At 44.3% G+C, this 21,942-nt stretch carries 13 protein-coding genes and 1 riboswitch; of the genes, 9 read left to right on the top strand and 4 right to left on the bottom strand.

The annotated features are described in order from the left end of the window. Entirely contained in the window at positions 1 to 3,870 is a 3,870-nt protein-coding gene (locus FPL27_RS11050) for a T9SS type A sorting domain-containing protein (protein WP_143961147.1), read from the top strand. 119 nt (positions 3,871 to 3,989) lie between these two features. Continuing rightward, complete coding sequence (locus FPL27_RS19790) at positions 3,990 to 4,142, top strand: hypothetical protein (RefSeq protein WP_185974348.1); 153 nt, start codon at positions 3,990 to 3,992, stop codon at positions 4,140 to 4,142. Between the two features lie 234 nt (positions 4,143 to 4,376). Here the strand turns inward: FPL27_RS19790 and FPL27_RS20145 are convergent, their stop codons facing one another. The 4 genes from FPL27_RS20145 to FPL27_RS11035 form a co-directional block, all read right to left on the bottom strand. Then, the gene (locus tag FPL27_RS20145; protein ID WP_262712081.1) at positions 4,377 to 4,502 is read right to left on the bottom strand and encodes a hypothetical protein; all 126 of its coding nucleotides are present in this window, start codon (positions 4,500 to 4,502) and stop codon (positions 4,377 to 4,379) included. Positions 4,503 to 4,958: 456 nt separating this feature from the next. After that, on the bottom strand, positions 4,959 to 5,831 hold the full coding sequence (locus FPL27_RS11045; RefSeq protein WP_235893471.1) for an IS3 family transposase: 873 nt from the start codon (positions 5,829 to 5,831) through the stop codon (positions 4,959 to 4,961). A 2-nt stretch (positions 5,832 to 5,833) separates the two neighbouring features. Next, entirely contained in the window at positions 5,834 to 6,214 is a 381-nt protein-coding gene (locus tag FPL27_RS11040) for a transposase (protein ID WP_143960946.1), read from the bottom strand. Between the two features lie 85 nt (positions 6,215 to 6,299). Then, positions 6,300 to 8,450: a S9 family peptidase gene (locus FPL27_RS11035; protein WP_143961146.1), complete on the bottom strand. Its 2,151-nt coding sequence runs from the start codon at positions 8,448 to 8,450 to the stop codon at positions 6,300 to 6,302. Positions 8,451 to 8,604: 154 nt separating this feature from the next. Here FPL27_RS11035 and FPL27_RS11030 point away from each other — a divergent pair, with 154 nt between their 5' ends. The 7 genes from FPL27_RS11030 to FPL27_RS11000 all read left to right on the top strand — a co-directional run bounded on the left by FPL27_RS11030 (position 8,605) and on the right by FPL27_RS11000 (position 21,934). Continuing rightward, positions 8,605 to 12,936, top strand: coding sequence for a PAS domain S-box protein (locus FPL27_RS11030; RefSeq protein ID WP_143961145.1), 4,332 nt, complete (start codon positions 8,605 to 8,607; stop codon positions 12,934 to 12,936). A 62-nt stretch (positions 12,937 to 12,998) separates the two neighbouring features. Then, on the top strand, positions 12,999 to 14,306 hold the full coding sequence (locus FPL27_RS11025) for an outer membrane protein (RefSeq protein ID WP_143961144.1): 1,308 nt from the start codon (positions 12,999 to 13,001) through the stop codon (positions 14,304 to 14,306). 51 nt (positions 14,307 to 14,357) lie between these two features. Further along, a riboswitch (SAM riboswitch) is annotated at positions 14,358 to 14,459 on the top strand. Positions 14,460 to 14,529: 70 nt separating this feature from the next. Further along, entirely contained in the window at positions 14,530 to 15,582 is a 1,053-nt protein-coding gene (locus tag FPL27_RS11020) for a homocysteine S-methyltransferase family protein (protein ID WP_143961143.1), read from the top strand. Continuing rightward, positions 15,579 to 18,260, top strand: coding sequence for a methionine synthase (gene metH / locus FPL27_RS11015; protein ID WP_143961142.1), 2,682 nt, complete (start codon positions 15,579 to 15,581; stop codon positions 18,258 to 18,260). Before FPL27_RS11020 ends, metH begins: the two co-directional genes overlap by 4 nt. Then, complete coding sequence (gene metF, locus FPL27_RS11010; RefSeq protein ID WP_143961141.1) at positions 18,261 to 19,214, top strand: methylenetetrahydrofolate reductase [NAD(P)H]; 954 nt, start codon at positions 18,261 to 18,263, stop codon at positions 19,212 to 19,214. Positions 19,215 to 19,255: 41 nt separating this feature from the next. Then, positions 19,256 to 20,101, top strand: coding sequence for a hydroxymethylglutaryl-CoA lyase (locus tag FPL27_RS11005; protein WP_143961140.1), 846 nt, complete (start codon positions 19,256 to 19,258; stop codon positions 20,099 to 20,101). Between the two features lie 207 nt (positions 20,102 to 20,308). After that, positions 20,309 to 21,934, top strand: coding sequence for a hypothetical protein (locus tag FPL27_RS11000; protein WP_143961139.1), 1,626 nt, complete (start codon positions 20,309 to 20,311; stop codon positions 21,932 to 21,934). Positions 21,935 to 21,942: the final 8 nt, after the last annotated feature.

Genomic DNA, 21,942 nt, shown 5'->3' with positions numbered 1-21,942 from the left:
GTGGTTGCGGTTGTCCAGCCGACGTGCGAGGATCCGGGCAGCGCCACTATCACCAACTACAATGCTGCCTACACCTATATCTTCAGCCCTGCGGGACCGACGGTGGGAGCCGGCGGCGAGATCACCGGCTTCACCACCGGCGTGACTTACACCGTGACGGCCACCAGCGGCGACGAGTGCGTGAGCCCTGCCTCTGCTGAGTTCACCATTGAGGAAGCCGAGGAAGCCCCTGTTCAGCCTGTGGTTGTTGTTGTGGATCCGACGTGCGAGGAGCCGGGCAGTGCCACGATCACGAATTACGATCCAGCGTACACCTATATCTTCAGCCCTGCGGGACCGACGGTGGGAGCCGGCGGGGAGATCACCGGCTTCACCACCGGCGTGACTTACACCGTGACGGCCACCAGCGGCGACGAGTGCGTGAGCCCTGCCTCTGCTGAGTTCACGATAGAGGAAGCTGAGGAAGCCCCTGTTCAGCCTGTGGTTGTTGTTGTGGATCCGACGTGCGAGGAGCCGGGCAGCGCCACGATCACGAATTACGATGCTGCCTACACCTATATCTTCAGCCCTGCGGGACCGACGGTGGGAGCCGGCGGGGAGATCACCGGCTTCACCACCGGTGTGACTTACACCGTGACGGCCACCAGCGGCGACGAGTGCGTGAGCCCTGCCTCTGCTGAGTTCACGATAGAGGAAGCTGAGGAAGCCCCTGTTCAGCCTGTGGTTGTTGTTGTGGATCCGACGTGCGAGGAGCCGGGCAGCGCCACGATCACGAATTACGATGCTGCCTACACCTATATTTTCAGTCCTTCGGGACCGACGGTTGGAGCAAACGGCGAGATCACCGGTTTTATCACAGGAGAGTCTTATACCGTAACGGCCACCAATGAGGACGAGTGTATTAGTGTAGCCTCTGCACCGTTTATGATACAAGAAGCCGAGGAAGCCCCTGTTCAGCCGCTGGTTGTTGTTGTGGATCCGACGTGCGAGGACCCGGGCAGTGCCACGATCACGAATTACGATCCAGCCTACACCTATATCTTCAGCCCTGCGGGACCGACGGTGGGAGCCGGCGGGGAGATCACCGGCTTCACCACCGGCGTGACTTACAATGTGACGGCCACCAATGAGGACGAATGTGTTAGTGTAGCCTCTGCGCCATTTACGATACAGGAAGCCGAGGACGCACCTCCAGCGCCTGAAGTAATCGTGATCCAGCCTACGTGTGAAAACCCCACTGGGACCATCAAGGTCACCTCACCGCGGGGCCGTAAACGTAAATATACCTATAGTATTGGCGGAGCATTCCAGACCAGTCCGGTATTCAACAATGTATTGCCAGGCACTTACCAGGTGACGGTAAAAGGCGCAGACGAATGTATTTCAATGGCCACGGTAGTTGTTATTACAGAACCTCTGGCACCAGCACCGAAAGTAAGCGTGATCCAGCCTACGTGTGAAAACCCCACTGGCACTATCAAGGTCACCTCACCGCGGGGCCGTAAACGTAAAAATACCTATAGCATTGGCGGAGCCTTCCAGACCAGTCCGGTATTCAACAACGTATTGCCAGGCACTTACCAGGTGACGGTAAAAGGCGCAGACGAATGTGTTTCAATGGCCACGGTAGTTGTTATTTCAGAACCTTTGGCACCAGCACCGAAAGTAAGCGTGATCCAGCCTACGTGTGAAAACCCCACTGGCACCATTAAGGTCACCTCACCGCGGGGCCGTAAACGTAAAAATACTTATAGCATTGGCGGAGCATTCCAGGCCAGTCCGGTATTCAACAACGTAATGCCAGGCACTTACCAGGTGACGGTAAAAGGCGCAGACGAATGTGTTTCAAGTGCCACGGTAGTTGTTATTACAGAACCTCTGGCACCAGCAGCACCAGATGTAAGCGTGATCCAGCCTACGTGTGAAAACCCCACTGGGACCATCAAGGTCACCTCACCGCAGGGCCGTAAACGTAAAAATACCTATAGCATTGGCGGAGCATTCCAGGCCAGTCCGGTATTCAACAACGTAATGCCAGGCACTTACCAAGTGACGGTTAAAGGAGCAGACAACTGTGTGTCATTGGCCAAGGTAGTTGTAATAACAGAACCTCTGGCACCAGCAGCACCGGAAGTAAGCGTGATCCAGCCTACATGTGAAGTATCCACGGGCACCATCAAGGTCACCTCACCTCTGGGACGTAAACGTAAGTATACCTATAGCATTGGTGGAGCATTCCAGACCAGTCCGGTATTCAACAATGTAATGCCAGGCACTTACCAGGTGACGGTTAAAGGAGCAGACAACTGTGTGTCATTGGCCAAGGTAGTCGTAATAAAAGAACCTCTGACACCAGCAGCACCGGAAGTAAGCGTGATCCAGCCTACATGTGAAGTACCCACGGGCAACATCAAGGTCAACTCACCACGGGGCCGTAAATACACCTACAGCATTGGTGGAGCATTCCAGACCAGTCCGGTATTCAGCCAAGTATTGCCAGGCAAATACAATGTGAGGGTTAAAGGAGAAGACAACTGTGTGTCAATGGCCAAGGTAGTTGTTATTGAACAGCCGAAATGTAAATGTGAAGTAATTGCCAAAGCTAAGCCTGTGGTGATACTGAAACTCAACAGTCAAGGCAAGGCAACTCTTACCACTGCCATGGCGGATAACGGTTCCGAAGCATCCTGCGACAATCTCATACTGGAGCTAAGCAAACGCAACTTCACCTGTGAGGATATCGGGAAGACTACTGTCAAACTGATTGCAAGAGACAGCAAAGGAAACAGAAGTGTTACCGAGTTCACGGTAGTGGTAGTGGACGAATCCAAACCAAAAATAAAGGTTGCCAAGAAAGCCTTTGTATGGATGATGAAGAAAGGAGACACCTTCACCATGCCAGACTTTAGGGACAGGGTAGAGGTATCCGATAATTGCGGATATGAACTGACTCAATACCCCGCACCGGGAACCAAATTCAGGAAATCTGAGAATATCTTTGTAAGATTTGAGGCCAAGGATCCTTCAGGAAACAGGGCAACTGACAATTTCAGGTTCAACCTGCTCGTCTTTAAATGTAAAGTAACGAAGAAGAACGGTAGAATTGATGAGGAGTCGGAACTTTCCGATATGCTGGTAGTACCTTGGAACACAGCGTTTAACAAGGTAATTAGCGAAGGCGTCATCTTCGAGGAGGGAAATGATCCTGAATACATCAACAGCCTCAAGTGGCAGATGAACGACTACAATCCGCTCAGACCTGATCTTTACAGGATAACAGCAACTATGGACAACGAAGGCTTCGAAGGCTGGGACAATTCGATTGACATCCCAGTGATCGTACTTGACAAACCTCTTGCAGAAGATATCATGTTGAGCAAGAACAAGGTTTCGATAAAAGTCCAAAGCGGCGAGATCATCGGAAGTTTAAACACCTTGGATCCTGTGGACAATATACATACCTACAGTATGGACGAGCATCCAGATTTCTTTATAGATAGGAATGTCCTTATATGGAAAGGAGCAGGAATACCTGAAGAACAGATGACCGTCACCGTCCACAGCACTGACAGGGCAGGTCAGACCATTAGCAGGGAGCTTACATTACTCAGAGAGCTAGCCAGAGGTGAGATCCTGATCTACCCTAATCCTGCCACCCAGGAAACTAACTTACTGGTCCAACTCTCAAGCGCTGGAACGGTAGGCATCAGGATATTCGATGCCGCTGGCAGACTGGTGTACGAGGAACAGGTACATCAGGAGGGCAACTTTGTCCACAACATTGACCTGAAAGATCTGAGTTCGGGAATGTACCAGGTCATTGTACAATCCGGTAAAGAGGTGATGACCGGCAGGCTGGTGAAAAAGTAACAGTTTCTGGCTTTGAATAATTGGTCAGCCCCTTCCCGAGAGATCTGGAGGGGGTTGTTTTTTTTAAGGGATTTGAAGTACTTGGCAGTGGTTAAATGTAAGATTTACAAATTGTAAAATTGGAGGATGCACAATTAGGTAATAAAGGAGCAGTTTCAGACTTAAATGCAATTATTTTGATGATTGATAAGCAGCTTGCTTTCTGTATTGATCCTTTTGAAGCGTTGGTCATCGGATATCCTTTAGATTCTCGAGGGTTGCTGTTTTGTTAGCCCTGTCAGTTCTGATATGGTGTGGTCTTTTGCCAAAGATCAACATCATGACCTAAAAAAACCATATTTATTTCAACAAGAATTTTTTTTGTTTTGGTAAAAGTGGAAAGTGGGGGAAATATGCAGCATACTAGTTCTAGGCAATAGTCAAATCAGCTTTATCGGTTTCCTCCTATAAGTAGCCTACGTAGTGTTTAATTGTTTAAATATTTATAGCCTAGGCAGTATTTGGAGTCATAGCCCTTCATTATTTACCCCATATGGGTGTAGATTGGCGTAGAAGCTGGAGTCCCCTTCTGGGTGAAGTTTAGAATTGGAGATAATCGTAATTTCCAATTCCTCTAATATAGGAAAGGGCATAGTTGTATTTTAGATTTGATTGTATCCAATTGTAATCTAACTGCTTTACATGGATATTGTGATAGTGGGGATTTTTGTAATTTGTAAGTCATTTTCGCAAATAGTGGGGAACACATCGCTTCCGGTGCATCCTATTCCCTAATATTTCAACCACCACCTATGCGGTAAGGGCTATCAGCAATGATCCCTCCCTTGATACTACAATGGTTACTGCCACGGCAACGTTGGGGTAAAGTTGGGCCTTGACCTTATTCGGGAAAATAGGATTATTCCGCTATTGTTTGAGGTTGAAGGATTGAAGCTCTAAACGTATTAAAGTACGAAATACGAAGTTGGAGGTACGAAGGAATGTCTGTCACGTCCTAAATTTACTTGACACTTTTTTTCTTTCAACTCTCTCCTAAATGCAACACCAGTTTTAGCCGGGGTTCTGTCAAGGCCGGAGCGGAGCGGAGTTCATTTAGCCTTGACAGGTTCTCGGCTAAAACTATCTTTGCGTTTATGGGAGGGGTGAAGTTCCGGCCGGTCATGAACCCTTGCTGGAATTTCCAACTTAAGTGACCAATGTGGCCTTCCCTCATTGTAAAACTTTACCGCCTGCTTGACAGCCGTAAAAGCTTCTGCACCGCTCTGATAAGTCAAATCCAACCCATATTCTTCTTTTAGAATACCGTTGACCCTCTCAGCCATTGCATTATCGTAACAGTATCCCGCCTGGCCCATGCTAGTGATAATACCATTCTTTTTCAACAGGTTTATATAGTTTTTGCTGCAATACTGGAACCCCCTGTCCGAGTGGTGCACCAGCCCAGCCGTACTGGAACACTGTTTTATGGCCATTTTTGCCGCCTCTACAGCCCACTTAGACTCCAATGTCCCAGCCAGGTGCCAGCCGACAATTTTGCGGCTGAATGCATCTGTCATCAAAAACAGGTATTTAAACGTATCCCGCACCCTGATGTAGGTAATGTCGCAAACCCAGGCTTGCCCAGGCATATTCCAGGTCTTACCGTTGAAATGGTCTTTGTACTGGTGGTACCTGTAGAAGGTCTGGGTGGTTACCGCATATTTCTTTTTGCGGATTACCAAAAGCCCTTCCTGTCTGAGCAAGGCTAGAAACTTGTCCCTTCCCATCCCAGGGTCAATATCCCTGATATTAGCTTCCAGAAGCCTGTAGACCTTTTTACTGCCCATCCTGGGGTGGTTTTTCCTTACCCTGCGGGCCATTTCAAGAATAAGGGTTCTGTCCACTTCTTGTCTGGCCAACTGCTTCACGCGGCTGTAATATGCTGAAGTCGAGTAACCGAAATACCTGCAAAGTGTCCTTATACTCAGTTCTCCCCTTTTTTTGCTGACGCATCTGACCCAAAGTTTTTTTTTAGATCAGTTTTATACTCCTTGTTGGCCTCTTCTATTAGCGCCTCAAGACACTGTTTAGCAATCAGGGAGTCAGCCAGGGCAATTTTTGTGGCTTTCAGTTCTTCCTCAAGTTTTTTTAACCTGTTCTGGTCAGACATATTCTCTATCCGTACAATTTTGTTCAACAATTGGTATTTACCGAAACGCTTGGCCCAACCTTGGATGGTGGCAGCCCCGCCTATTCCGTACTTCTTTTGGAGGAAGCCAACCGAGGCTCCCTCCTCTAATTCCGAAACTACCATTTTTTTGAATCCAATGCCGTACCGGACCACTTTTCTTTCACTTTTTGCCATAATCTGTCATGTTTATCTGTAACAGTCAAGCTATATCAGGACATGACAGTCACTTCGTACCTCGTACTTCCAACTTCATACTTACTTAATCTCTGTAGCGCTCAAAAAATTCAATAATCCTGGCTATCCGGTCAATCCTACGGTTGATGTCACCGGAGCGAGAAAGCTCATGGCCCTCATCCGGATACCTTACATATTCAACTGGTTTGCCAAGAATTTTTAGGCTTTTATAAAGCAGTTCACTTTGCCTTACTCCTGTGCGGTAATCTACGTCGCCGTGCTTGATAAGTAATGGAGTTCGGATCTGATCCACGTAAGTTTGCGGGGAGTTGTAGTCAAGAATTTCCTTTACGCCCTCTTCCCAAGGATAACCGAAATGGTTTGGCACTAGCCTCCAGGCGTTCCCTTCTCCTAAGAAAAAAGTTAGCTCATAGACACCACGCTGGGAAAAGGCTGCTTTAAACCTGTGGTCATGGCCGACGATCCAAGCAGTTAGATAACCGGCATAGGAACCTCCTGTGAGGAATAGCTGGTCGCCGTCAATCCAATTATACCGCTTTTGGGCATCATCCAGAGAACCCAGTACATCACTTGCCGGGCCGTCTCCCCAATCTTGGAAATTGCCTTTCTGGAAAGCTCTTCCGTAGCCACCCGAACCTCTTGGATTGGCGTATACAACGCCGTAGCCTCGGGATGTCATAGTTTGGTATTCATGCCACATCGAAAACTCGCCTGGTCCCCACATGGCCGATGGACCACCGTGCATTTGTAATACTGTCGGATATTTCACACCGTCCTGACGGTCAATGGGTTCCATCACCCAGTAATCGATTTCAAAACCGTCTTGGCTGATTTGGTGGGCCGTAGGTTTGGAAATTTTCCGCTCCGCAAGCCAGCCGTCATTGAATGAGCTGAATTTTTCTGTATTTCCGGCATCTAGGTCTGCAAAATATATTTCGCTAGGGTTTTCAATTTGGGTCAGCGCATAAACCAATCTATTATCATCTAAATCAAAATCTCTAACGCCTATAGGCCCCTCGATCAGCGGGGTAGTTCGATTTTCTTCTACCGAAGTCCTAAACAATGTAATTCCACCGATATTGGGGGCAGTATAATAAATGTGTCTGCTGTCCCTGGACCACTTGCCGGAATATACACTCCGGTCCAAATCCTCAGTAAGCCAGCGGAAATCGGAACCATCAGGCTTCATAATTCCTAGCATGCCCAAATTGTAGCTTGGTTCAGTAATATCCTGTCCGGAGACCAAGACCCATTCTCCATCAGGGGAAAAGGAAGGGTTGCCTACGCGGTGATTGTCTATGTGCAGTACTTTTGTGTGTGAGCCTCCCTCGAGGGATATCCGATATACATCTGTATGCATGGTTTCATCTGGATGATCCTCGTATTTTACAGAGGAAGCCAGAAGGTATGAGCCATCAGGAGCCCAATCGGCGTTGAAATAATTTTGGAAACCGTTAGTAAGTTGTTTTGACTCCTTGGTGCTCACATCGATGACGGAAAGATGGCTAAACTGAAAGTCAGGGCTTAGGTCTTTTTCTCCAAGGAAGTTAAGTCTTGTAATGACCTTTGGATCTTTGTTAGCCGCATTTTTGGCAAGGTAGGCTCTCAGCTCATCAATTGAACCATCCACGTCTGGCTTGACGTCTTCTTTGGATTTTCCATCCTTAATTGCACCATAATGTGGTTCATCGCCGAACTCCCTTCCCGGTCTTTCGTATTCCCATGTAGGCTCACCATCGAGTTCCCAGATTGGTAGGGTGCTACTGAATAGTATTTTCTTGCTATCAGGGGACCATTTTGGAGAAGTAGCACCGTGTTTGGCAGAGGTCAGCACTTGTGCTTCACCGCCTTCGAGTGACAACAAGTAGATTTGGGATTTACCGTCCTTGGAGCGGACGAATGCCAGTGTTTTTCCATCTGGGGAAAGTTCCACACTGCGGGTGGAGTTATCGCTACTGGTAAGTGCCCTTGCTCGATCCGGGTTGTCAACTGGGGCTATGAAAACTTGGCTTTTGTACTGGTATTTCTCCTTTTCCTGGTCAATGTAACTCTTGACAAAAATCAAATTCTTGCCATCTGGTGTAAGTTTGTGGTCAGAGGTGCTGACGATCTTGGTCAAGTCACTGATCTGTACAGGTTTTTTCTCTTGGGCTGTAGCTGATAACAGGCATAGCTGGAGAAAGATGAAGAAAATCAAACTGGTTTTTTTAATCATAGTCGTTAGATTAGTTGGATGGAATAGGAATGAATTTAAAAATAATTGCTATTATTAAGCACGTATTTTATATAAATGGTAAAAAAAGTAAGTACAACAAATAGCTGGGTGCAAAATCCGGATATATATATTTGTGGGCAAAATTGTGAATAGCGTGGAAACCAGTATCTTTCAGTCCATTGATATAGCAGAGTATTTTGATAAAATAAATGACCCTCTGTTTATATTCAGTGAAAGTGAAATAATTTATTTTAACGAGTGTTTCAAAAAGCATTTCGAAAGTTTGCCTGCAAGCTGGGAAAAGTTCTTTACTGACCCCTCATTAACCGAGCAGCTAAAAAGCTTCTTTGAAGGAGGTAATTTACCCTCCCCCCAAGTGGCAAGAGATGCTCATGAACAGACCGAGAAGAAATCATTTTACATCTGGGAATTTGTAAAAATGCCATCAAAAGATGGTGAACCTCTCTGCATGGCAAAGGGGCGTAAAAAGGTAACCTTTACCGAAATACTTTTTGACCACCTTACACAGGAATCGGATGATGTGAAACGGAGTGAGGTTAGCCTTATTCACAACATTCTTCGAAATAGCCATGAAATGATCGCCATTTTGGATAAAAATGGCGTGTTCCGTTATATTAGCCCCGCCACAGTCCAGATCTTGGGATATGACCTTCACGAAGTCATAGGCAAGTCCTTTTCTCATTTGGTGAAAAATGATTTTATAACTATTGAAAAAGGAAATTTTGAGGACTTGGATGATAGTGATATGGAAATAGAAATTGATTTTTGGATTAAAACTAAAGAGGGTAAGAATTTATTTTTGGAAAGTTTTGGCAAAAACCTACTCAACGACCCCGAAATCAACGGTTTGTTGTTTAGTGCAAGAGACATCACCGCCATCAAAAAGTCGGAAAAATCTCTTAAGAAGCGGTATGAACTGGAACAACTCATTAATCGTATTTCAACCAAGTTTGTAAACTCTGAAGTAAAGGATTTTGATGGGGTTTTCAATGAGGCTCTGCGCCTGATTGGACAATTTGAAAAAGCCGACAGAAGCTATATTTTCCTCGTTCATCAAGATTTGAAAGTTCTGGAAAATGTATACGAATGGACAGCGGAGGGAATCGAACCACAAATTGAATATTTAAAAGAACTTCCCTATTCAGAGGAAGAAATAATCATTCAGGGTCTTCTCAGAAGGGATATTACTGTCATTTCAGACACTGAAGAGCTGGATGATCAGCATATTTATGAAAAGGAAATCTATCGGCAGCAGGGGATCAAGTCCCTGATGGTGATTCCTATTTTCTCGGAATACCAACTGATAGGCTTTTTTGGCCTTGATGCGGTAAAGGAAAAGCGGGAATGGCATTCGAATGACGAATATGTTCTTCGGCAGCTAGGGGATGTGTTTGCCGGAAGCTTCATCAACCGATCTTTCAAAGTAAAACTTGAGCGTAATGAAAACCTATTGGCCTCAACTGAGCTTTTGGCGAAGTCTGGTTCATGGAGGTTTAGCAACACTAAAAAGCGTATTTATTTCTCAAAAGGACTCAACAATATTTTTGAGCTAGACGAAAAACTGGAATACGCAAAGATCAACGATTTCTTTAAACTGTTGAGCCCCAAGGTGAGGATGGAGATTACCACGGATGTGAAATGGTCTCTTAAAAATCGCGAATCTTCCAGTGGTGAATTTTCAATTTCGTCCAAAAAAGGGGGACATAAATATATTACCTATTCTATCCAGGTTAAGGAAAACTATACCAATTCAGAGCTTGAGATATTTGGATATTGTAGGGATATCACATCCAAAAAGAATGCGGAAAAGAACCTCCTGCTACAGTCCCAGATTCTAGCGCAGGTAAATGACGCTATCTTCGTGACGGATTTGAATCTGCGGGTAATCTATATGAACCAATCTGCATCATATAGCTATGCGACCGATGGTTTCGAAGAAAATAAAACGATACTTTCCCAATTGATAAGTATCATTTTGCCCAATAGCAAAAAACTGGAAGGGGTAAAAGAAAAAGTCGATGCCAGCGGTTCATGGGTTGGGGAAGTGGAAATAGAGACAAAACAGGGGAAATTTGAGCCTCATGAACTTTCTGTAAATCCTTTCAAGGATGATGAAGGCAAGCACATTGGGTATTCTTTTTTGGCGAAAAACCTTGCCTTTCAGAAGAATAGTGAAGAAATAGCTAAGAAGTCCAGACTAATCATTGAAAATAGCCCGGCAGTGTTGTTCACCTTAGATCCGAATGAAAATTTCCGGATCAACTTTATAACGGATAACATCAGTCAGTTTGGTTATAATGCCGAAGAGATAGTAAAGAACAATACTTCCATCGTCGAATTAATCCATCCTGATGATGCCAAGGAGTTGCTAAATTTTCACAACATCAACACAACTGACAAGGGTGTACCCTCGTTTTCGGGAGAATATCGGCTTCGGATGGCTGATGGCACCTATAGATGGGTTGAGGATAGGACTAGGGAGATATATGACAAAAATGGAAAAATCTTATTACATGAAGGTCTATTCCAGGATGTCACTGAGCGAAAAAAGCATCGCTTGGAAATTGAGAGAAATGAAAAAAGGTACCGGGTGTTGGCCTCCAATATTCCATTTACCAACGTTTTCCTGATCGATAAAGATCTCAAATATATTGTAGCGGAAGGGCCAAACTTCAAGTATTGGGGGATGGACTCCGGGACTTTTGAGGGGAAAACCATCTATGAGGTCCATACTACTAATTTGGAAAAAATAGAACCTGTTGTAGAAGCTGCACTTAAAAAAAGGCGAACTGTTCAGGAAAATATCACCCTATTAAGCCGAGTGTATGAGTTGACGGCCAAACCTATTATTGCGGGCGATGAAGTCGAGTACATTTTGGGTATTGTCAGAGATATTACGGAAGAGTATCGGGTCAAGCAGGATTTGCAGCGAAGTGAGGAAAAGTATAGAAACCTGGTAGAGGAGTCTACCGAGATTATATTTTCCTTGGGAGCTGATTTAGAGCTGACTTATATATCACCAAATGTGAAGCAATTTTTGGGTTATGAACCCCATGAGGTGACTTCAGGAAGCTTGACGAAGTTTCTTCATCCAGACGATACGGAGGCATTTGTACAAAAAATGAAGGAAAGCAATGTTTTCTTTCAAGAAAATCAATACCTGGAATTTAAACTAAACCATAAAAACGGGGATTATAAGATTTTCTCCGCTAATGGGAAGGTAATAAAGGACCAGGATGGAAAGTTCAAGTATTACACGGGTATAGCCAGGGATATTTCCAAACTCAAAGAGGCGCAGCGTGAATTATATATTGCCAAGGAAAAAGCCGAGCAGGCCTCTATGGTCAAATCACAATTCCTCAGTATTATGAGCCATGAGATCCGGACCCCGATGAATGCGGTAATCGGAATGTCTCACCTTTTGATTGAGGATAACCCGAGGGAAGACCAGTTGGAAAATCTGCGAACGCTTCAGTTCTCTGCAGAAAACCTCCTTGGTCTGATCAATGATATCTTGGATTACAGTAAGATTGAGTCCGGAAAAATTGAATTGGAGCATGTGGATTTTGAGCCTAAGAATGTGCTTAACCGCATGATGCACAGCCATACCTTTCAAGCCAGAGAAAAATCACTTGAAATCCTCGCAAAGGTGGATCCCAAAATCCCCGATATACTCAACGGCGATCCGGTGCGATTGGGCCAGATCATCAACAATTTGATCTCTAATGCTATTAAATTTACCGAAAAAGGACATGTCAAAATCTCACTGAGTAATGTGGGAGAGACGGTTAAGACGGTCACGGTAAGGTTCATGTTTGAGGACACGGGAATAGGAATTGACGAGGATAAGAAGGATATCATTTTTGAGGCATTTACTCAGGCAAGTACAGAGACCACACGTAAATTTGGTGGTACAGGGTTAGGTTTGGCCATAGTCAAAAAACTTGTTGAATTGTTTGACTCACGTATTGTTGTACAGTCTCAAAAAGGAAGCGGTACCCTTTTCATGTTTGACATCAAGTTCAACAAGTACATCAAAAAGTCTGTAGTTTCTCATGACAATGATGAAAAGAAGATTAAGAACCTCACTCAGGCCAAAATTTTGGTAGCAGAGGATAACTTAGTTAACCAGATCATGATTCGCAAGTTTCTCACTAAATGGGAGGCAGGCCATGTTGAATTTGCCAATAATGGACTTGAAGCCTTGGAGCTTTTCGAAAAAGGCGACTTCAACATCATGTTGCTTGATTTACAAATGCCGGAAATGGATGGGTTTGAGGTGGCTAGGGTAGTGCGTAGCCATGCCGATGAGTCTAAGCGAAATATCCCAATTATCGCCCTTACAGCTTCCAGCCTTATTGAAGTAAAAGACCAGTTGGACGAAGTGGGTATGGACGATTATATCCCCAAACCATTTAACCCCGATAATCTTTATGCCAGGATGATAAAATACCTGCAGAAGTAAAATTCAGGTATCATTTCTGTTATGTGAAGGAATAGCTTATTTTTGAGCCCAAATTCAAGTTGATGCGCATATTCTTTACCATTCTCATAAATGTTTTGTTGATCAGCCTGGCATCTGCTCAGGGTTCCGGGCACCAGAGAAGCACCCTGCATATTATTCAGGGAAATGCAGGAGCCAACCTTCGGGAATTTAACCAACTTCTAGAAAATAAAGGCATTAGTCCTTTGCGTAGCGGTTATTCCACCTTTGGTATTGGTTACCAAAACAGGTTCAATGACTTTGTTCTGGGATTTGAGCTTTATCACAATAACGGACCGCAATCCACCTTTGGGGATTATACTATCGATTATCGGACCTCACGAGCATATTTGAATGTAGGATATGCTTTTACTGAAGAGGGACGCTTTCACCTCATTCATTATATGTCTATTGGGGTTGGTTATCTCAGTTTTGAAATGCTGCAAGAAAACCAGCCGGGATCCATGTCGGGTTTTCTGACCGACCCTGAGCGTGGTTACATCCTTCGACAAAACAACATTCACAAAGGTTCTCAAAAATTCGGTGATCTTTTGACTGAGATCGGTTTTCAGGTTGGGTACGACATCGATTTACCTGTGATGGAAGAGTCAATCGAAGTTATTGCCAAGTTTGGGTATTCCTTTAGTCCTTTTGAAAATGCCTGGAGCCGGAAGGGAATTGCCTTTGACAATGCACAAAGTGGCCCTTTCCTTCGCTTAGGAGCCGGTATCAGCCTTCCCGATTATAATTACTTCTATCGGGACGCTTCATTGGGTGTTCACCTTCTATATGGGCTGCATTTTACTCGCCCCGACCAGCTGAATGGCTATTTGGACTCTTACGGCTATCAAAGTTTCCAGGGAAGACCCCGTAACTGGGGTTTAAAGATTCTTGGGGAAAATCGCGGTACATTATACGGAATTGATATCTACAACCTTGCTAATAGTGGGCAGGCCAATACTGAAAGATCCCACACGCTAAATAGTGTGCGGGTGTATGGTAATTTTGGACAAAAGCTATATGACCACAAAAATGTGGAAGTGGGCATTTTAGGAGGGTTGGGTTATGGCAATCTGAGATATTCCCTGCTGAAAGATCAAAAACCGGATTTCCCCCTGCTCTTTGAGGAGCCTGATCATGATGGTTACTTGAGAACTTGGGGATTTTTGGCCAAACCTGAACTTTACCTGGCTTACGCTATGCCTTTAAGCCGTCGCAAATCCTTTGATCTGATTTACAGCGCCCATTTTGGTTATGAGCTTCCATTGGGAAGATACAGGCTGGCAGACTTGGGAATGAACAAGTTTGTAGCAGGGTCCTATATACAATTTGGTTTTGGGATCAGGCCCTAGCTGAAAAATTTTTTATGCATTGCAATAAATTTTTGCTTACTTTGTAATATTAGCTTATCAAGAAAGACTGAGGGAAGGGCCCGTTGACGTCTTAGCAACCTGTTTGAATCAGGTGCTAACTCCCATTTCGGAAATGCCGGAAGAAGATGAGCCGCATGAAAATAGTAATCTATTTTTATTCGTTCGTGTCTGTCTGTGATAAGCTTTTTAAACTACGAACTTTATGTCAAACCGAACAGACCTTTTACTCCAGACTTTACGCAAGAAGATCCTTATACTAGATGGAGCCATGGGAACCATGATCCAAAGGTATCAACTTACTGAGGAGGATTTCCGCACCCCTGAACTTAAAGATCATCCTAAATCCCTCAAAGGCAACAACGACCTGCTCTCACTGAGCCGGCCAGATGTCATAGCTGCCATCCATAGAGCCTATTTGGATGTGGGAGCCGATATTATCGAAACCAATACCTTCAGTAGCACAACTGTAGCTCAAGCTGATTATGGCTTGGAGCATCTTGCATATGAATTAAATTTAAAATCAGCCCAAATCGCCAAAAAAGAAGCGATTGTATATTCAGAGCGAAACCCATCCAAACCCAGATTCGTTGCCGGGGCAATTGGTCCTACCAACCGGACGGCTTCAATTTCTCCAGATGTGAATGATCCAGGTTTCCGGGCAATTACTTTTGACCAGCTTGCAGAAGCGTATGCCGAGCAAGTTCGAGGGCTTCTGGATGGGGGTGCGGACATTATTTTAGTGGAGACCATATTCGACACTCTTAATGCCAAAGCGGCATTGTTTGCAATTCAGGAAGTTTTTGATGAAAAAAGCATACCACTTTCCCCGGAAGAAGGAGGCATTCCAGTCATGATAAGCGGAACCATAACTGATGCTTCTGGAAGAACCCTTTCTGGGCAGACTACGGAGGCCTTTTTGATTTCCTTATCACATGTTCCTCTCTTAAGCATAGGTCTCAACTGTGCTTTGGGAGCGAAAGAATTGAGGCCATACTTGAAGGTCCTATCCGAAAAAGCCCCTTTCCATGTTTCTGCTTATCCCAACGCCGGATTGCCAAATGAATTTGGCAAGTATGACCAAAACCCAGAGGAAATGGCCAAGCAGGTGGAAGCCTTTCTGAAGGAAGGGTATATCAATATTTTAGGAGGTTGCTGTGGGACCACCCCGGATCATATTGCCGCTCTGGCAAAAGTCTCAGAAGGCTATGCTCCAAGGAAAATAACTTTTCAAACCGAACCAAACCTGTCAGTATGAAGAACCAATATCCATTGAAACTTTCGGGCTTGGAGCCTTTGCTTATCACACCAGAAATTAATTTTGTAAACATAGGGGAGCGGACCAATATAACAGGTTCCAAGAAATTTGCTCGGCTTATCCTAAACGGTGATTACGAGGAGGCCTTAGACGTGGCTCTCGAGCAAGTACGGGGAGGAGCACAAGTGCTTGATGTTTGCATGGACGAAGGGATGCTCGATGGAGAATCAGCCATGGTAAAATTCCTCAACCTGATTGCGTCAGAACCGGAAATTTCCCGCATTCCTATAATGATAGACAGTTCCAAATGGAAAATTATCCTAGCCGGGCTGAAGTGCATTCAGGGAAAAGGAATTGTCAACTCCATAAGCTTAAAGAACGGTGAAGAGGAATTTCTCCATCAGGCCAAAACAGTCAAGAAATTTGGTGCAGCAGTGGTGGTGATGGCTTTTGATGAAGAAGGACAGGCCGATACCTACGAGCGCCGGATAGAGATATGCAAGAGAAGCTACGACCTTTTAACGCAAAAGGCGAGATTCAATCCAGCAGATATCATTTTTGACCCCAATATTTTCCCCGTGGCCACAGGAATGGAGGAGCATCGCCGCAATGCTCTTGATTTTTTTGAAGCGACCAAATGGATAAAAGGAAACCTCCCCGGAGCCAAAATCAGTGGTGGAGTCAGTAACGTTAGCTTTTCCTTCCGCGGCAATAACCCCGTGAGGGAAGCCATGCATGCCTCTTTCCTCTATCACGCAATCCGCTACGGTATGGACATGGGAATTGTTAATCCGACTATGCTGGAAGTGTATGATGATATTGACAAAGAGCTTTTGGAAAGGGTGGAAGATGTGTTCTTTGATCGCAGAGATGATGCCACAGAAAGGTTGCTGGAGTTTGCAGAAACGGTGAGGTCCAAGGACAAAAAAGAAGTGGCCTCAGAGGAATGGCGTGAGGCAAGTGTGGAAAAGAGGATAGAGCATGCCTTGGTAAAAGGTGTGATTGATTACATCATAGATGACACCGAAGAGGCCCGCTTGAAATATCAAAGTCCATTGAAGGTGATAGAAGGACCTTTGATGGATGGAATGAATGTGGTCGGAGATTTATTTGGGGAAGGGAAAATGTTTCTTCCTCAAGTGGTGAAATCCGCCCGTGTGATGAAAAAGGCCGTTGCGTACCTAGAGCCATTTATGCCCAAAGCTGGAGATGAAGGTTATGAGGCCTCCCAGGGAAAAATCAAAAAAGTACTTCTTGCAACTGTGAAAGGTGATGTTCACGATATTGGTAAAAACATTGTTGGCGTGGTACTCGCCTGCAACAGTTATCAAATTATAGATTTGGGTGTGATGGTGGATGCACAAAAGATCATTGATGAAGCCGTCAGGCAGGATGTAGACGTGATCGGGCTAAGTGGGTTGATTACTCCTTCACTTGACGAAATGGTTAATGTGGCCAGCGAGATGGAACGACAGGGCTTAAGACTACCTCTACTTATAGGTGGAGCAACTACGAGCAAAATTCATACAGCGGTTAAAATAGATCCAGTGTACTCTGGTTCGGTAGTACATGTGCAGGATGCTTCCAAGTCTGTTCCCATAGTCGGTGAATCTATTCAGGAAAGCGGAAAGGAAAGATTCAAAGAAAAGGTGAAAACTGAATATGCCTCTCTCAGGGTAGCCCACGAAGCCAAGCAGGAGGCTAAGCAACTGGTGAGTTTTGGGGACGCTGTGCAGAATGGAGCTGATTTAACTGAATTTCCTCCAGTGGTTCCTCAGAGTTTGGGAAGGAAAACGATAGAATTTGACATTGCAGTTTTACGGAATTTTATCGATTGGACTCCATTTTTCAGCACCTGGATGCTGAGTGGAAGGTATCCAAAGATTCTGGAAGATAAAGTGGTAGGGCTTGAGGCCAAAAAACTTTTCGATGAGGCCAATGCTATGCTTGATAGGATCGTGTCGGAAAAGTGGTTTGCCGCAAAAGGTGTATATGGCATCTTTCCGGTGCAAAGAAAGGGTGAAGATGTGGAAGTGAAAGCTGAAAGAAATCCAAGTTTTCATTTTTTGAGACAGCAGGGCAAAAAAGGTAGGGGAGTGCCTAACCGCTCTCTTGTGGACTTCCTTTCCCCCAATCAAGAAGACTATCTTGGCGCATTTGCTGTGGCTGCTGGAATCGGTATGGAAAGCAGACTTGCTGTCTTTGAAAAAGCCGGAGATGATTACAATGCTATCATGTTAAAAGCCCTGGCCGATAGGTTGGCAGAAGCAGCTGCGGAATATCTACACCAGAAAGTACGTAGAGAAGACTGGGGATACGCTTCAGGTGAAAAATTGATAAATGAAGACCTGATCCGTGAAAAGTACCAAGGTATACGTCCAGCCCCAGGGTATCCCGCATGTCCTGAACATTCGGAAAAAGTAACCTTATTTAACCTTTTAAAAGCTGGGGAAATAGGGATAACCTTGACTGAAAGCTTTGCCATGCTTCCTACATCGGCGGTGAGCGGTTTTTATTTTGCTCATCCAGAAAGTAAATACTTTGGACTAGGAAAAATCGGTAGAGATCAAGTGGCCGACTATGCCGATAGAAAAGGAATCAGTTTAGAACTTGCAGAAAAATACCTTTCTCCAAACCTTGCCTACACACCAGAAGTCAAACCTATAGAACAGCTATAAATGAAAATTACAGAATATATCGAACAGGCTCAGAAGTGTCTGTTCTCCTTTGAGATTTTGCCCCCGTTGAAGGGACAAAGCATTCAACATCTGATGGAAGGTATTTCGCCGTTAATGGAGTTTAAGCCACCATTTGTTGACGTGACTTATCATAGAGAGGAGTTTATTTACAAAAAGCACCCAAATGGGCTTTTAGAAAAAGTGAGCACCAAAAAAAGACCCGGAACAGTTGGTATCTGTGCCGCAATCATGCATCGGTTCCATGTGGAAGCTGTACCCCACCTGCTTTGTGGGGGATTTACGAAGGAAGAAACCGAAAATGCGCTGATTGACCTTAATTTTATTGGGGTGCAAAACGTGCTGGCTTTACGGGGGGATGCGCCAAAAACTGAGTCCAGATTTGTACCAGAGCATAATGGCCATCATTATTCTAAAGATTTGGTCAAACAGATAGTAGCTATGAACCATGGCAAGTACCTGCATGAAGAAACAGAAGTAGGCTTTCATACCAATTTTTGTGTGGGTGTGGCGGGGTATCCGGAAAAACACTTTGAAGCCCCTAACCTTAGGTTTGATCTAAAGCATCTAAAATGCAAGGTTGATGCTGGGGCCGAGTATATTGTCACCCAAATGTTTTTTGACAACCAAAAGTTTTTTGATTTTGTAGACAAAGTAAGGGAAGCAGGTATCACAGTACCGATTATACCAGGCCTAAAGCCCATTACTACCATGAGTCAAATTACCAACTTACCAAGAACCTTTTTTCTAGACTTACCCGATGATTTGCTTGATGAATTGGAGAAGTGTAAGACCAACCAAGAGGTGAAAGAAGTAGGTATAGAGTGGTCTATTCAGCAAAGCAAGGAACTTATTGAAAAAGGCACTCCATGCCTGCACTATTACACTATGAGTAAGGCGGATGCAACTTACCGCATCGCAAAGGCCCTATTCTGATGATTTTTGCCTAATTTTAGGCTGAACCTGAATATGACCCTATGAAAATAATTGAATGTCCTCGCGATGCAATGCAAGGCATGAGTGGATTTATTGATACGGCCATGAAGGCTGCTTATATCAATCAACTTTTGGAAGTTGGATTCGATACCATTGATTTTGGAAGTTTTGTAAGTCCGAAGGCCATTCCTCAAATGCGTGATACGGCTGAAGTGTTGGAGCTATTGGATCTCTTTAAAAGTAAGTCAAAGTTACTCGCCATCATTGCAAATGTGCGTGGTGCCCAAGATGCTCTTCATTTTGAAGAAATTGATTACTTGGGTTTTCCTTTGTCTATTTCCGAAAGTTTTCAACAAAGGAATACCAACAAGTCTATTGAAGACGCTTTGGAAACTGTTGAGGAAATACAAAACCTTTGCGAAACCAAAGGTAAGACTTTGGTGACCTATATCAGTATGGGTTTTGGAAATCCCTATGGAGAGGACTTTTCACCTGAGATTGTAGCTGAATTTGTAAAAAAGCTAGATGAAATCGGTGTTAAAATTATATCCTTTGCAGACACAATAGGTGTTGCCAAGCCAGAATTGATCAAAGACATATTTGAAACAAATATCCAGGCATTTCCGCATATTGAGTTTGGGGCGCACTTTCATAGTACCCCTGATACCATTCAAGAAAAAGTAGAGGCTGGCTTGAAGGGAGGATCCAACAGATTTGATGGAGCCTTGCGTGGATATGGAGGCTGCCCCATGGCCAAAGATGAATTGGTGGGCAATGTCGCCACCGAAAAGCTCATTGAGGTGCTGGAGTCTAATGGACATTCCCTGAATCTCAACAAAACAGAGCTGAATGAAGCTATGAAATTGGCACAGGTGATTTTTCCTTAATAATGTGAATGATATAAGATTAAACCGCCCCGAATGCACCAATAGATCCGTGTGTTCGGGGTCTTCTTTTTAATATGTAGTCATATTTTTCTCTTTCGTATAACGTTTTTTGCACTTAAATATCTAGACTAAGTTTGCTTTTGATAAAATACCGAACTATATTGCGCTGGTTATTTAATTTTATTATTGGTACTTTATCAGAAAATCATGAGAATTTTACAGGCTTCTGCGTTAGCAGTTTTCTTTTTAGGCTTAATAGCCTGTAACCCTGAGGATTCGGTTCCCCAGTCGAATCAAGATTCGAACATCCTTATCAACAACGACTCCGAAACTTTGTCCAAAAGGATAAAAAGTTCCTCAGCCGGGGTTGTGGGTATGAGAGGTTTTGCCGATGCAGCAGCAAGAGTCATGGACTCTGAAAATACACCGGCCGGAACAATGGCCCTCGAACTTGTTGGCCAGGTAGCTCCTCCGACAATTAACGGTGTGACACTTCAAGCCAATCACGTGGCCATAGACGGGAAATATGCTTATGTGGCTTATACCACGCAGGGCCCTATATTCCATGGTGCCATTGAAATCATGGACATTAGCACTTTGCCTACTCCGACCATTGTAAGCCAGGCAAAATTCAAGTATTCAAATATTAACTCGTTGACGTATGATGCCGGTAAACTTTATATGGCGGTATCATCCGATATTTATAAGGAAGAGGGTGTGGAGGCACCTGCAAACTTATTGAGTGTTTCGGTTGCCAATGGTCAATTTGCGGATGACTTTAAGTTTCATCCCGTAATTGGTTCTGCAGGTACGGATATTATCCATACCGAAAATAAGGTCATCGTTACAAGCGGAACTTCCGGTGCAGCTAGCGTTTTTGATATCAACACTTTGGAAATGGTCCAAGTAGTAGAAATGGAAGACCTCCGCTCTGCAGTGTACGGCAATGGAAAGTTGGCCGTTCTCGATGGCAGTAAAGGTGTTAATTTCCTGGATTTGGCTAACTTTTCAGTTACCAGCAATATTCCGGTTAATTTGACTGTACCTCACGCAAAAAGAACCATGGATATTCATGACGATCAGTTACTGGTTGCTGAAGGTCCAAATGGTGTTGGTGTGTATGATTTGATGAGTGGGTCACTTGTAGCGAGATTAGCTATTCCGGAAAGTGAAAATGAAGTAGCAATTGAAGATTTTGTTACCAATGCTGTTTCTTCCAATCAAGGACATATCTATATGGCCAACGGGGGTGCAGGACTAAGCGTTTCTGAGTTTGGTGCCACTCAAATCGAGGAACTTGGTGTTCTTGAGATTGGGGGTTCTTCAAATTATGTAAAAGTAAACGAGGACTACATTTTTGTAGCCAGCGGAAAAGAAGGTTTGCAGGTGATCAAAACGAACCGTATTGATGAGGTGAACGATCCATTATGCGACGGACTTCCAAGATATAAAGGCAAGGCAACTCTAAACGTAAACAATGGCGCTCAAGGTTACTCTGGAACTACCTTGTTGCATCAACTTAATATAAATGATGAGTTTACTTATTGTGGAGCCTTGGCTGTTACCAACAGAGTAAATGTAAACCAGCATGCAATCTTTAACATGAGAGGCAATCTTGTGATTGGAAAGCAAGATGGCAACTCTGGATTGATCATCAATGGCGATATGACTGTAAACGGCAACTTAATCATATATGGAGACCTTACAATTAATAACAGTGGTGTATTGGAATTCGTAGGTGAAAATTCTTCCATAACAGTTTTTGGAACAGTTAGAATTAACAATCAAGGTGAGGTAAAAGGCAACTTTAAAGACCTTAGCGGAAAATTATAAAAACTTTT

It is taken from the genome of Litoribacter populi (assembly GCF_007483685.1).
GTDB classification, from domain to species: Bacteria; Bacteroidota; Bacteroidia; order Cytophagales; family Cyclobacteriaceae; genus Litoribacter; species Litoribacter populi.
This window is presented reverse-complemented; position numbering and strand designations above follow the sequence as displayed.